This is a genomic window from Paenibacillus sp. T2-29 (genome assembly GCF_052921365.1).
Map to the genome: position 1 here is coordinate 25,700 of NZ_JBREVE010000018.1, position 13,019 is coordinate 38,718.

Consider the following 13,019-nt stretch of genomic DNA (forward strand, 5'->3'; position numbering starts at 1 on the left):
AATCCTCCCGCTGCACCTTGGCAGTCAGGAGGACAAAAAGACAGTTTAACGCGCGCTTCCACTCCGTCATTGATCAAGTGAAACAATTTCCTCCGCTTCAGCCACCAGTCGATCGCCTACGGTAGCCCGACCACTTCCGAGAATATAACCACGCCGACGCTTGACCACTTCAAAATAGAGGTCAATTCGGTCCCCAGGCTTCGCGAAGCTATGGAAACGAACGCCATTGAGGTTGGTCAGATATGAAATACCCCTTTTGTCAATCGCAGCGAATGCCGCTAATTGTGCAAGCGACTCCACGATCAGCATAGGAGGCATGTATGGATTAGCCTCTGTAATAAACCACTCACTCCGGGTAACAAGCTTGTACCCCTTCGCCCATTGCGACGTTTCGTACCCGGTCACGCCATCGAGCAGAAGAAATGGGTACCTGTGCGGAAGCACATCCTCAATACGGATTAGCTCTTCGCTCACAGGCTTATACCCCCTCCCACTTACGAACGGCAAGACAGACGTTGTGCCCTCCAAAGCCAAAAGAGTTACTAATCGCCGCACGGACTTCACGTTCCTGATATACATGCGGTACAAAATTCAGTTCAGGGGCTTCGGGATTGTCGCAATTGAGTGTCGGTGGTACTTTGCTGTGGATCATACTCTGTACCGTTGCAATTAATTCGACTGCCCCTGCACCGCCCATTAAATGGCCTGTCATGGATTTAATAGACGATATCGCCAAACGGGGAGCATGCTCTCCAAATACTTTTTGAATAGCGTTAATCTCCATTCGGTCATTAAACGGCGTACTCGTACCGTGGGCATTGACATAGTCAATCTCCTGCGGTGTCAAGCCGCCATCTTGCAGTGCTATATTAATCGCTTCTGCCGGGCCGGAGCCCGAGGGATCTGGAGCCGTGATATGATACGCATCTGTTGTGCATCCGTAACCCGCCACTTCAGCCAAAATGGTGGCCCCCCGGTTCAAGGCATGTTCCAACTCCTCCAACACTAGAACCCCTGCTCCTCCACCGATGACAAAGCCATCGCGATCCGTATCAAACGGGCGACTGGCCTTCTGTGGCTCTTCATTACGTCTGGAGAGAGCGTGAATATTCGCAAAAGATGCCAAATCGAGCTGACTAAAGTTGGCCTCTGCTCCTCCAGCTACTACGACATCAGCCGTGCCATACTGGATCGTACGTAATGCTTCGCCGATGGCATTGCTTCCTGTAGCACAAGCTGTAACTACGGCAAACGAGGGTCCCTTTGCTCCAATAGCAATAGAGATTTCGCCAGGCGCAGAATTAATCATCATTGAGGAAACAAAATAAGGCGAAACCCTTTTAGGACCCAGCTCTGTTAGTTTCCGGTAGTTCTCCTCTATGACATCAAGACCGCCTGCCCCAGAACCGACGATAACACCCACACGACCTGCATTCCGTTCATCAATGACTAACTTCGATTGCTCGACTGCCTGGCGGGCAGCTGCCAAGGCAAATTGAGTGAACTGCGCAACCTTTTGCGCTTCCTTTTTGCTCATATACTCCAACGGGTCAAAGCCCGTAACCTGCGCACCAATTTTTGTTGGTATATTTGCTGTATCGAAAACAGTGACAGGTCCGATTCCACTTTTTCCTTCCAGCAATGAATTCCAGAAATCTGTAAGATGAAGCCCGACCGGCGTTACGACTCCCTGTCCTGTCACTACAACACGTCTTCTCACCATACCCACGTCCTTCGCTGAAATTAATTCTTGGAAGCCTGTTGCTCGTAGAGAGGAAAGTCGCCATATACATGACTAATTTTCTCATGCACATCTGCAAGATCAGCAAATACCTCGACGACCACAAGCTTGTTCTCCTTGTACTTTTGCCAAGCAAGCTGAAGCTGTTCCCGAGCCTCCCCCTTGCTCCGGATCGCCAGACTTTCGACAAACTCATACTGGGGAATTTGGATTCCTGTTTTGACCGCCTCCGAAACAAATGGGAAGTCCTGTCCTGAGATATGCTTATAATTCATCTGATTTTGCAGCCAACCGTAGCCGCCATTATTAAGTACAAGATAAATTACTGGTATTTGATACTGTACCGCCGTCATAAAATCTGAACAAAATAGATTGAATGCACCGTCACCTACAAGCGCTACTACCGGGCGTTCTGTCGCCACACTTGCCCCCAGAGCAGCGGCCGCACCGAAGCCGAGACTCGTTTGATCACTGGGAACAATCGAAAGTGAGCCTGAGGCAAAACGGAAATATGGATAAAAGTAAGACCACATATCCTGCAATCCGTTCTCTTGTAAAAGCACCAGGTCTTCAGGGAACTCTGCCTGAATCATGTCCAACAGCTCTGGAACGTGGATGCCGGGGGCCCTTTTCAGCTCTTCCAGATAATTAGCCCTCTGAGAAAAAGCCTTCTGTTTGCATCTTCCGATCGTTTCAAGCCATGCCTCATCAGGCTCTTGCCCGCGTCGTTCAAGCCATTGCTCCACTGCCGCATATCCGTCACCAAGCAACTTGATGCCCCTGAATTCGTGAGCGAAATCCTCCAGCTCTACATTGACTTGAATCAAAGGCGTATCCTGCAGCAAAATATCCCACTCGAATGTAGCCGTTTCTTCCAATCGGCTGCCCAGGGTAATAACTACATCAGATTCATTCCAGATTTGCCTCAGACTCAGATCGGTATAAAGCCCGGCAACACCACAGAAAAGTGCATGATCTTCATTAATTACGCTTCTTCCCGAGGCAGTCGCGAACAAGGCTGCTCCATGTTGGCTGGCGAACCGCTCAATGACATCACCTGTTCCTGACTTCATTCCGCCTCCCACTAGAATAAGTGGCTTGCGGGCTGTCTCAATAATGCTCCATGCAGCATCCAACTCCCGAAGTGATGGAGAGCACGACAGCTTTTCTGGCGGGGCAAACTGAAGCTCTGTTGGCACAGGCTGGTCCATCAGGTTTTCGGGTAGTTCGATATAGACAGGTCCCGGTGCTCCATTGATAGCCAAAAAGGCAGCCCGCTCCATTGCCCATACAAGCCGATCCACATGCTCGACACGGTAAGCCCATTTTACGAGTGGCTTCACGAGTGAGATTTGATCGGCTTCCTGAAAGGATCGGGTACCCAGCTTGTCTCCTCCGGTGCCAAGCGCCAAAAGCAGTAGCGGGGCACCCAGGTTCTTGGCTTCCAGCAGCCCCGTAAGTGTATTGCTAAGCGCAGGGCCTTTCCCCACAACACACACGGACATCTGGTTAGTTGTGAGCGCATAGCCTGCGGACATAAATACAGCATTACGCTGATCTTTGCAGAGAATAAAATCCATACCGGATGAGGGGAGTGACGCTACGATATTGAGATCGTCACTTGGTAATCCAAAGAGGTGCTGAACCCCAGCCGACTGTAAGTAGCCAATGATGGCATCCCAGGGGGATATACTTGCGGTCATACCAAACTCCTCTTTTCTGACAAATATTCTGCGACAATTTCCGAGATCAAGATCGGCTTCGAAACGAGCTTATAATCATAAAAAATGTAGTTCGACATCGTGCCATAGCCACCAAAAGGCTTATTGCCTTGATCCACATCCTCAAGTGTTTGATTAATGGTCAATGTGTGCTTCTTTCGTAGAACATCAGTCAGATGCTCCGACCCGTATAAGCTGCAACCCATTGCCCGTTCGCTGAAATAACTGGAGGAAATGCGTTTGATCAATTGCTCGTCGTCTTGGTAGCTAACTACATTGAACACTGGTGAAAAATACTCAATAATCTCCAAGTTCTGATCCAATTCGCTATATACAACCGTTGGCTCCATCTTTTTCGTACGGAAATCAATGCCGCCGCCATAAATAATAAACTTATCGTTTGTATTAAAATATTCAGAAACCGAATATAGCGTGTCTTTATAGAATATAGGGGAGTAGTTCGCATTCGGGTCATTGTTGGCTCCAAATACGAGTTCGTCAAGCCGTTGAATCAGCAAGTTTTTGAATGGCTCACTCACCTCTTGATGTACCAGGATGATGTCAGGTCCCAGGCAGTCCTGTCCAGAGTTGAACAATCTCATGCGGATCACATCAGTAACCGCCAGCTCCAGATCGGCATCTGGCCCAATGATGAAAGGATTGATCCCTTGCCCATAAAAAATGTAGAGCTGATCTTTGCGGATCTGCTTTTTGATCTTCTCCGCATTGGTGTAGCTTCCGGTAAACACCACAATATCAGCCGGCATCACGGAGTTTTCCATGAACACCTTCTGGCTAACTTTACGAATATAGATGGGTAACTCATGTACAGCCTGGAGCTTTTCATGCAGCATATTGACGTACTCGTTTACGTGAGAAGAAGGGCGAAAGTCTATATTTTCAACGTACAGGGATGGAATCAAGAGGTATAATGCATAAGAGTACAAAATGACGTTGGAGGGCATGAATACAGCCATAGATCGTTGCCAGCTTGGCTGATGGGTCTGCACTTCTTGCAATGCACCTTGAAGTGTGAGGATCGTGGAGTCAATTTCTGCATTGGCGGCCCGATAGCATGAAAACTGCGTGAGAATATCCATCACTTCTTGCCGATTTTCAATCAAATAATTGAGGCATTTCAGAATAGATTCATGCCTTTTCAAAAACAGCGTGTTTTCTGCCATTTCTGGATTTATACTCATGGCACATTCTCCCTTTCCTATATGCGATTTTGATAAATATTTTGTTATGCTTTGCGAGAAGCAGCTTTCTCTAGAGCAGTTCGCTCCATCTCCAGACGATCTACTTTTCCATTGCGATTTAAAGGAAAATGATCGAGTGGAAGCAAAAGATCGGGAAACATGTAAGAAGGGAGCACCCGATTCATCTCTTTGCGGAGCACAGGTAAGACCTGTGGGGATTCACTTTCGATGAATGCAACAAGCAAAGTCCCTTTTGCCTCATCCTCCAAAGTAATCACGCAGGATCGGTAACCTAGCGAACCAATCCGGTCTTCGATATAGACTGGAGAGACCATGTAGCCCATCCGATTGACCGTCTTACCGCTACGACCAATAACATACAGCATTCCGTCATCCAGATAGCCTAGATCTCCCGTCTTGAACCAGCCATCCTGTAGAACAGATTGTGTCAGGTCTGGACGATTCAGATAACCTTCCATACATCCGGCACTTCGTATCCACACTTCGCCTACGATACCGTCTGCCTGCTGGTTGCCTGTAGAATCAAGTATTTTCAAATCCACCCCGGGTAATGGTTTGCCACAACCCTTCGGACAATCCAGCGTCCCCAGCGTAACGTTGCCCAGTTCAGAAAGGCCATAACCATTCAGCAGGGGCTGTCCAAATATGTTGTTAAATTTCTCTTCGAGGTCTTGGGTAAGTGGAGAACCGCCTACGCACCACATGCGGACTGGAGATTGCTTGATCAATTCCAGCTGTTCGGGTTTTCGGCTTAGCATACGCAACAAGGTGTAAAAAGCAGAGGGGTTAGCGTCTACGACCGTCGCCCGGTCTTTCGTAATACTTGCAATGACGCTCCAGAGGTTTTTTGGATTGCAGATGATGAGAGAACATGAGGTTAACCACCAGGAGAAGATAAGTGAAACTCCATAAAAATGAGAGAAAGGCACCACGGGGAGCATATGGTCAGACGGTATGTAGTTCATAGCGTGTATAGAATGCCTGATATTCTCCATAAAAGCTGAACCAGCTTTCACGATTCCCTTGGGTTTTCCCGTCGTACCTGAAGAATACAGAATGAGCGCATCAGATCTCTCGCACCACTTGTTAAAGTCGAGGGCTTCGGACTTTGGCTCTCCCACCCAATACGGGTGTACTGCTTCTTCTTGAATGAGATCTTGAATCAGAATAACGAGAGCATGAGGAAGTTCTAAATCGGAATCCGTCAGGATGCAACAGGCACCCGCTTCATCATAGATTTGGGCCACCTCATCAATTACAGTCTGCTCGTCCACCACAGTTACCGAGACTGCGAGATGACACAGGGAGAACAGAGATACAACAAACCAATAGGAATTGGCCGCTTTTAGAATCACTCTACCGTCTTCAGGAATTCCTCTGAGAGTCAACATCCGTGAGAAGATCGCCACGTCCCGTTCCAGGCGCTCCCTGCTCATAATTCCTTCAGGTGAGATAATACGGCAATCCGTATGCGTAATAAGCACAACGTTCCCTCCTTACATCCCCGTAATATGGTATCCAGCATCTACATGGATCACTTCACCCGTAATGCCTCTCGATAAATGGGAAAATAGGAATAACGCCGTATCTCCGACTTCGGACGTATCGACCGTCTTGCGTAGGGGCGTAGTTTCTTCAATATGCTTTAGCATTGTGTTAAAATCTTTAATGCCATAGGCGGCCAAAGTACGTATAGGACCAGCCGAAATTGCATTTACACGAATGCCATAAGTACCCAGATCATTCGACAGATAGCGCATGCTGGCTTCTAGTGAAGCCTTTGCTACACCCATAATGTTGTAATTCTTGATGGCTCGTTCTGCACCGATATACGTCATGGTGACGATACTTCCACCCTCAGTCATCAGCGGATATACGCGGCGGGATACAGCAGCCAGAGAATAGGCACTGATTTCTTGAGCAACTGCAAATCCCTCGCGAGAAGTGTCGACGAACAAGCCCTCCAAATCCTCAGCCTTAGCAAACGCAACACTGTGGAAATATCCGTGTAAGACGCCTACCTTCTCCTTAAGAAAATCCGTCAGCGCGTCTAATTCTTCATCGCTCTGTACATTGCAAGGACAGACAATGGAACCCGGAATGGTTTCAGCGAGCTTTAGCACTCGTTCTGCAACCCTCTCATTTTCGTAAGTAAAAATGAGATTTGCTCCTTCCGCAGCTAAAGATTGGGCTGTCCCCCAGGCAATACTCCTGTCATTAGCTACACCCATAATCAAAATGTTTTTTCCACTCAGTAGTACTGCCACAGAAACCACCTTTCTTTTTTACATTTTTAAACATAATAACAACTTAATTGCGTTTGTCTACATATATAGACATATATAATCTTTCCTGGAATATTATCTCGTCAGTTGCCAAACTTATATAGGCGCCGTTTTAGGCAGATGCCAAGAATATTTTAAAAATTGTGAATGCTGTTTTTATTGGTCTGTGTCCAAATCGAAAGGAGTCCATGCGTGTGAAAAAAGTAGAGAGGCAACAATAAGGTGACTGTCAAAGTGATTTTAACATAAAAATATCATACTATTATAAATATTTCCATTCCAGCAATAGACTCATCCCATTATCGAAAGTAACCACTTCATTTTCACCAGCAATGACTCTCCCGATTTGAACATTCTGAGTGACCAGCCTGATTCGGTTCAAGCTTGAGGCTCTATTCTTCTTCGCTAAGCCTTATGTTTATGTTTTTTAGGAGCTACCGTATAGCTAAAGGAGACAACAAAGTCGATTGCCAGAACGATCGCCCATGTTTGCATAATGCCCTCCAATGCCGCCGTACGCTGCGGATCACCTACATATACAATGATGGCGAGCAACAAAGCGTTGCCTATAGCCCAGCCCAAGAGGTGAAGCAGCCAACCTATCCGTTCCTCTTTTGCATGCGCAGCACCATACTTGCGTTCAGGCTTAGGTCCTTTACCAAACCAATGAGAGAACCGTACATCCGCCCACTTAATTAACCTATGACCAAACGCTACGGTAATACCAAAATAACAGGCTGCCAGGCCAGTAGCAGTCGTAATCTCCATGCCACTTCTCACCGTGATGAACACCGCAATCAGTAACAGGATATCGATAATTGGGGTAAAGAGTAAAAGAAGGCCCCCTAATTTCTTCAACCCAAACATATACCTTGCGACTAACCCTGCAACAACAAAAACCCAAAACAAAACCTCAGCACTAATAATAAATAAATACATAATGGACGATTCCTTTCAAATTTGAAATTGGTATTCCCCTAAGTCCCCCCCTTCATGCCCACTATCATACAATATTATACATAATATTCCTAGTATTTTGTCTATAATTACATAAAAGGAAACAAATAGCCGTTTTTTTACAAAAGAATTTTGGTTATTTAGTCCATTTCCTCTTATTCTCAAATTGGGCATTTTTCATAATATGCTGCAAATAAAGGATTATGATATGTGCAATAAAAAAAGATGCACCCCTGTCATCAGCACGGGTGCATCTTTTATATAGAAAAGCTATCCAATTACAATATGTCCTTCAGGACGACGGTACAACGTCTTGGTCGAACGTGGGCGAATGGCATAGGCGATCGTAAGAGGACCGATTCGACCAATAAACATGGTCACACAAATAATCAGCTTGCCTGCGTCAGACAATCCTGGCGTCACTCCTACAGACAACCCTACCGTTCCGATTGCAGAAGCCGCCTCAAAGGCAAGAGAGAGAAATGGAGCATCCTCTGTCATTAAGAGCAGTATAACCACAATCGAGAATATAAATAGCGCCATTACAATGATGGTCAACGCCCGCATCATGATATCTTGAGGAACCCTATGACGGAAAAACACAATCTCCTTCTGTCCTCGCATGACGGCGATTAACGCACCTACCATAAGCAGAAACGTAGTTGTTTTAATTCCTCCTCCAGTAGAGCCTGGGGAAGCACCGATAATCATCAGCAGCATAATAAAAAATTGACTGGCCTGCCTTAACCCGCTGATGTCGACTGTGCTTGTACCCGATGATCTCGTGGAGACGGATTGAAAGACAGCGGCATATACTTTGCCTTCCCAGTTCAGTCCACCCAAGGTTCGTGCATTGGTAAACTCAAAAATAAATATAACCAGCGCACCAATGACAATGAGCGCTCCCGACACGCTTAGCACCATTTTAGAGTGTAAAGTCAGTCTCCGGGCACGACGAAAGTCGAACAAATCGCTTAGTACAAGGAAACCCAATCCTCCCGAAATTACAAGCACAGATGCAATCATATTGAAAACAAAATCTCCTGCGTATTGCTGGAAGCTGGTTCCGAACAGATCGAATCCCCCGTTATTAAAGAGGGATACGGAATGAAAAATTCCATAATATATCGCCTGTCCGACCGGCATCTCTCGCATCCACCGCAAAGCTAAGACGACAGCCGCAATCGCTTCAATGGTAAAAGAAAAGATCAGCACCTTGCGAATAATGCGCACGATCCCTTCCATGCTATCGGCGTTGATCGCCTCCTTAAGCAGTAGCCGATCCTTCAACGATAGTCGTCGTCCCAATAACAGCGCAAACAAGGTCGCTAAGGTCATAAACCCCAACCCGCCTAGCTGCATCAGCACCAAAATGACGGTTTCTCCAAATACCGTATAGGTCGAATCGACGTCAACAACGACCAATCCTGTGACACAAGCAGCAGAGACGGACGTAAAAAGCGAATCAATCCAATGCGGAGCATGTCCATCATGATTGGCAATAGGAAGCATCAGCAGTAAAGTACCCAATGCAATAATCAATACATATCCGATGACCAATATAAAAGGAGGCGATGCGAACCGACTAAGCTTGACGCTGCGTTTCATCAGAAGTATTCCTCTCCATCCGTTCTTATGAAAAAGAGGAACAAGACACGGGAACCCCGGCTGATCCTCTATATTCATAATGTTATGTTATTCTACGGTACGGTTACGCATATGCGGGAAAAGCAGCACATCGCGAATGGAAGGTGCATCTGTCAGCAACATCACCAAACGATCGATGCCGATGCCCAGCCCGCCTGTTGGCGGCATACCGTATTCCAAGGCGCGGATAAAGTCATCATCCATTTGATGAGCCTCATCATTACCATGCTCACGTTCTAGCAATTGTGCTTCAAAACGTTGACGCTGGTCAATTGGATCATTCAGCTCAGTGAACGCATTCGCATGCTCGCGAGCGACCACAAACAGCTCGAAGCGATCCGTAAAACGCGGGTCCTGTTCGTTTTTCTTAGCCAATGGCGAGATTTCAACTGGATGTCCTGTAATAAAGGTTGGCTGAATGAGCGTTTCCTCTACAAAATGCTCAAAGAATGCATTCAGGATATGACCAAATGTCATGTGCGGTTCAACCGGAACCTTATGCTCTTTCGCAAGGCGATGAGCTTCTTCATTACTCATTTGCGCACTAAAGTCCACACCTGTTACTTCTTTAACAGCATCGACCATGGAAACTCTGCGCCATTGCGGCGTCAGATCCACTTCCTGACCTTGATACTGAATGTGCTGTGTGCCCAGTACTTCCTGCGCAATATGTGCAATCAAGTTTTCCGTCAATTGCATGATATCTTTATAATCAGCATACGCCTCATACAGCTCAATCAACGTAAACTCAGGGTTATGACGGGTCGAAACACCTTCATTACGGTATACACGCCCGATCTCATATACTTTCTCCATTCCGCCAACAATTAGTCGTTTCAAATGAAGTTCAATAGCAATACGCATATAAAGCTGCGTGTCCAATGCATTATGGTGCGTAATAAATGGCTTCGCCGCCGCCCCGCCAGCAATGGCATGCAACGTTGGAGTTTCAACTTCCAAATAACCGAGCGAATCCAGATAACGACGCATGGATTGAATAATACGGGACCGCGTAATGAACGTCTTTTGTACTTCTGGGTTCATAACTAGATCGACATAACGCTGACGGTAGCGCAATTCAACATCCTTCAGACCGTGATATTTCTCCGGTAATGGGTACAAGGATTTGGACAAAACTTCAATATCCAACACTTTGATCGTCGTTTCGCCTGTCTTGGTTTTAAAGAGCACACCCTTAACACCAACAATATCGCCGAGATCCAAAATACCAAATGCTTTATAATTTGCTTCAGGTACAGTGTCTTGACGAACATAAATTTGGATCCGTCCGCTAAGATCCTGTATATGAGCAAAACTGGCTTTCCCCATAACTCGTTTAGCCATAATGCGGCCTGCTATGCTAACTTCAATATTCTTTTCTTCCAATTCTTCCTTGGTCAAGCTGTCATACTTGCTCAGTAGTACGCCCGCTTCAGCCGTGCGTATGTATTTGCGTCCAAAAGGATCAATGCCCAATGAGCGAAGCTCGTCCAATTTGGCACGACGAATTTGCAATAATTCACTTAATTCCTCGCGATTTTCTTGTAATTCCTGGTTAGTAGTTTCATCCGACATGGTGCTAAATCAGCTCCTTCAATATGAATGGACGGGCCGGGGTCCGTCTCGGGTGTAGAGAAAAAAAGCTTCCACAAGGAAGCTTTTACATTAAATTCCTAAGTCCGTGTTTTTATTTCTTGATATCCACGATTTTATATTGAATAACACCTGCTGGAACGGTTACATCTACAACAGTTCCTTTTTTCTTACCGAGAATGGCCTTGCCAACCGGGCTTTCATTGGAGATCTTGTTCTGGAGCGGGTCGGATTCAGCAGAACCTACGATAGCATACTCTGTAATATCCCCGAATTCCAAGTCTTCAACGGTTACAGTTGCCCCTACTCCCACAACATCGGTGTCAATTTCATCACTATTGATAATACGGGCATTGCGTAGCATCTTTTCCAGCGTAATTACACGGCCTTCAATAAAGGCCTGCTCATTCTTCGCATCCTCGTATTCGGAGTTTTCACTAATATCTCCGTATCCGATGGCTACTTTAATCCGTTCAGCCACTTCGCGGCGTTTGACAGACTTTAAGTTTTCAAGCTCATCTTCGAGCTTTCTAAGGCCTTCCTGTGTCAGAATGACTTCTTTATCGCTCATCTCAACCGATTCTCCTGTCATGGGAAAAGTTTAAAAGTGCATCGGAATGCACGCTTTCAAAACATAATATGCCACTCTGAGGGAATGAGAACATTTCCTGCTGTTGTCTTGAGAGCTGCATACAATTTGTAGTATACATCAAGATTTTATACTGAACGATTATAGGGCAAGCAATTGGAAAAGTCAATCGCGTGCGCAGGCCGGAACAGCTTCCTTATTGCGCAACAGTAGCAAGAGAAGCAGCGTTTGTAGAAGGCCCTTCGTTTTCCACCATGTGCAATTGAGATACAAATTGATCCAAAATACGTACCATATCGTCGCGCTTTGTTTCTTCCATAATTAAATCCTTAATACGTGCAGAATCTTTAAGGCCCTTGAGGTACCAAGCCAGATGCTTGCGCATTTCACGAACAGCTACTGCTTCGCCCTTCAGCGCCACCAGCCGATCCATATGCAGAATGGCAATACGGATTTTTTCCTCCGGTGATGGATCAGGCAACAGCTTACCCGTCTGCAAATACTCAATCGTACGGTACAGCATCCATGGATTCCCCAGCGCGCCGCGTCCAATCATAACGCCATCACAATGGGTCAAATCCAACATCCGCCGAGCATCTTCCGGTGTTACAACATCACCATTTCCAATGACAGGAATGGATACTGCTTCTTTAACTTCTTTTATAATATCCCAATTCGCATGCCCCGTATACAGTTGCTCCCGTGTACGGCCATGTACGCTGACGGCCTGACCTCCGGCACGTTCAACAGCGCGAGCGTTCTCTACAGCGTAAATATGCTCGCTATCCCAACCGATACGCATTTTCACGGTAACTGGCTTGCTCACCGATTCTACTACTGCCGATACCATCTCATAAATCTTATTTGGATCAAGCAACCACCGAGCACCTGCATCACATTTGGTCACTTTGGGAACCGGGCAGCCCATATTAATGTCAATAATATCTGCATTCGTTTCCTGGTCTACGACTTTCGCCGCTTTCACCAAAGATTCGCGATCGCCTCCAAAAATTTGCAAGCTAAGCGGCTTCTCGCGCTCATCTACAAACAGCATCTCACGTGTACGCTTGTTGCCGTGAATGATGGCTTTATCACTAACCATCTCTGCACATACCAAGCCTGTACCGAATTCCTTGGCGATCAAGCGAAAAGCAGGATTGCACACGCCTGCCATGGGTGCCAAGACGACTTGGTTTTTCATTTCAATATCGCCGATTTTCAACATATCTGTTCACCCCTTTATTCCTTCTTTTATATCGTATA

11 protein-coding genes are annotated in these 13,019 nt (G+C 46.3%); all 11 read right to left on the reverse strand.

What is annotated here, in order from left to right; translation table 11 throughout:
• Positions 1 to 66 precede the first annotated feature (66 nt).
• The 11 genes from ACU1JV_RS27210 to dusB all read right to left on the reverse strand — a co-directional run bounded on the left by ACU1JV_RS27210 (position 67) and on the right by dusB (position 12,981).
• On the reverse strand, positions 67 to 474 hold the full coding sequence (locus tag ACU1JV_RS27210; RefSeq protein ID WP_013368718.1) for a 3-hydroxyacyl-ACP dehydratase FabZ family protein: 408 nt from the start codon (positions 472 to 474) through the stop codon (positions 67 to 69).
• Positions 475 to 478: 4 nt separating this feature from the next.
• Positions 479 to 1,723, reverse strand: coding sequence for a beta-ketoacyl-ACP synthase II (fabF, locus tag ACU1JV_RS27215; protein WP_013368717.1), 1,245 nt, complete (start codon positions 1,721 to 1,723; stop codon positions 479 to 481).
• A 20-nt stretch (positions 1,724 to 1,743) separates the two neighbouring features.
• Entirely contained in the window at positions 1,744 to 3,444 is a 1,701-nt protein-coding gene (locus tag ACU1JV_RS27220; RefSeq protein WP_058831386.1) for a thiamine pyrophosphate-binding protein, read from the reverse strand.
• On the reverse strand, positions 3,441 to 4,664 hold the full coding sequence (locus ACU1JV_RS27225; RefSeq protein WP_413987286.1) for an aldehyde dehydrogenase family protein: 1,224 nt from the start codon (positions 4,662 to 4,664) through the stop codon (positions 3,441 to 3,443). The genes ACU1JV_RS27220 and ACU1JV_RS27225 overlap by 4 nt, the downstream gene beginning before the upstream one ends.
• A 44-nt stretch (positions 4,665 to 4,708) precedes the next feature.
• Positions 4,709 to 6,169 carry a class I adenylate-forming enzyme family protein gene (locus ACU1JV_RS27230; RefSeq protein WP_013368714.1) on the reverse strand — a complete coding sequence of 487 codons (1,461 nt, stop codon included), beginning with the start codon at positions 6,167 to 6,169 and terminating at the stop codon, positions 4,709 to 4,711.
• Between the two features lie 12 nt (positions 6,170 to 6,181).
• On the reverse strand, positions 6,182 to 6,952 hold the full coding sequence (gene fabI, locus ACU1JV_RS27235; RefSeq protein WP_413987285.1) for an enoyl-ACP reductase FabI: 771 nt from the start codon (positions 6,950 to 6,952) through the stop codon (positions 6,182 to 6,184).
• A gap of 423 nt (positions 6,953 to 7,375) precedes the next feature.
• Positions 7,376 to 7,909 (reverse strand): hypothetical protein, encoded by a 534-nt coding sequence (locus ACU1JV_RS27240; RefSeq protein WP_013368711.1) that lies wholly within the window; start codon positions 7,907 to 7,909, stop codon positions 7,376 to 7,378.
• 288 nt (positions 7,910 to 8,197) lie between these two features.
• Positions 8,198 to 9,535, reverse strand: coding sequence for a TrkH family potassium uptake protein (locus ACU1JV_RS27245; RefSeq protein WP_413987284.1), 1,338 nt, complete (start codon positions 9,533 to 9,535; stop codon positions 8,198 to 8,200).
• An 87-nt stretch (positions 9,536 to 9,622) separates the two neighbouring features.
• Positions 9,623 to 11,149: a lysine--tRNA ligase gene (gene lysS, locus ACU1JV_RS27250; protein ID WP_040102441.1), complete on the reverse strand. Its 1,527-nt coding sequence runs from the start codon at positions 11,147 to 11,149 to the stop codon at positions 9,623 to 9,625.
• Between the two features lie 112 nt (positions 11,150 to 11,261).
• Entirely contained in the window at positions 11,262 to 11,738 is a 477-nt protein-coding gene (gene greA, locus ACU1JV_RS27255) for a transcription elongation factor GreA (RefSeq protein ID WP_013308160.1), read from the reverse strand.
• Positions 11,739 to 11,952: 214 nt separating this feature from the next.
• Positions 11,953 to 12,981 (reverse strand): tRNA dihydrouridine synthase DusB, encoded by a 1,029-nt coding sequence (gene dusB, locus ACU1JV_RS27260; protein WP_013368708.1) that lies wholly within the window; start codon positions 12,979 to 12,981, stop codon positions 11,953 to 11,955.
• Positions 12,982 to 13,019: the final 38 nt, after the last annotated feature.

Excerpts from the sequence above, each read along its gene's own strand:
- lysS (WP_040102441.1), bottom strand. The coding sequence starts at position 11,149 with ATGTCGGATGAAACTACTAACCAGGAATTACAAGAAAATCGCGAGGAA.
- ACU1JV_RS27240 (WP_013368711.1), bottom strand. The coding sequence starts at position 7,909 with ATGTATTTATTTATTATTAGTGCTGAGGTTTTGTTTTGGGTTTTTGTT.
- fabF (WP_013368717.1), bottom strand. The coding sequence starts at position 1,723 with ATGGTGAGAAGACGTGTTGTAGTGACAGGACAGGGAGTCGTAACGCCG.
- ACU1JV_RS27245 (WP_413987284.1), bottom strand. The coding sequence starts at position 9,535 with ATGAAACGCAGCGTCAAGCTTAGTCGGTTCGCATCGCCTCCTTTTATA.
- ACU1JV_RS27220 (WP_058831386.1), bottom strand. The coding sequence starts at position 3,444 with ATGACCGCAAGTATATCCCCCTGGGATGCCATCATTGGCTACTTACAG.
- ACU1JV_RS27225 (WP_413987286.1), bottom strand. The coding sequence starts at position 4,664 with ATGAGTATAAATCCAGAAATGGCAGAAAACACGCTGTTTTTGAAAAGG.
- dusB (WP_013368708.1), bottom strand. The coding sequence starts at position 12,981 with ATGTTGAAAATCGGCGATATTGAAATGAAAAACCAAGTCGTCTTGGCA.
- greA (WP_013308160.1), bottom strand. The coding sequence starts at position 11,738 with ATGAGCGATAAAGAAGTCATTCTGACACAGGAAGGCCTTAGAAAGCTC.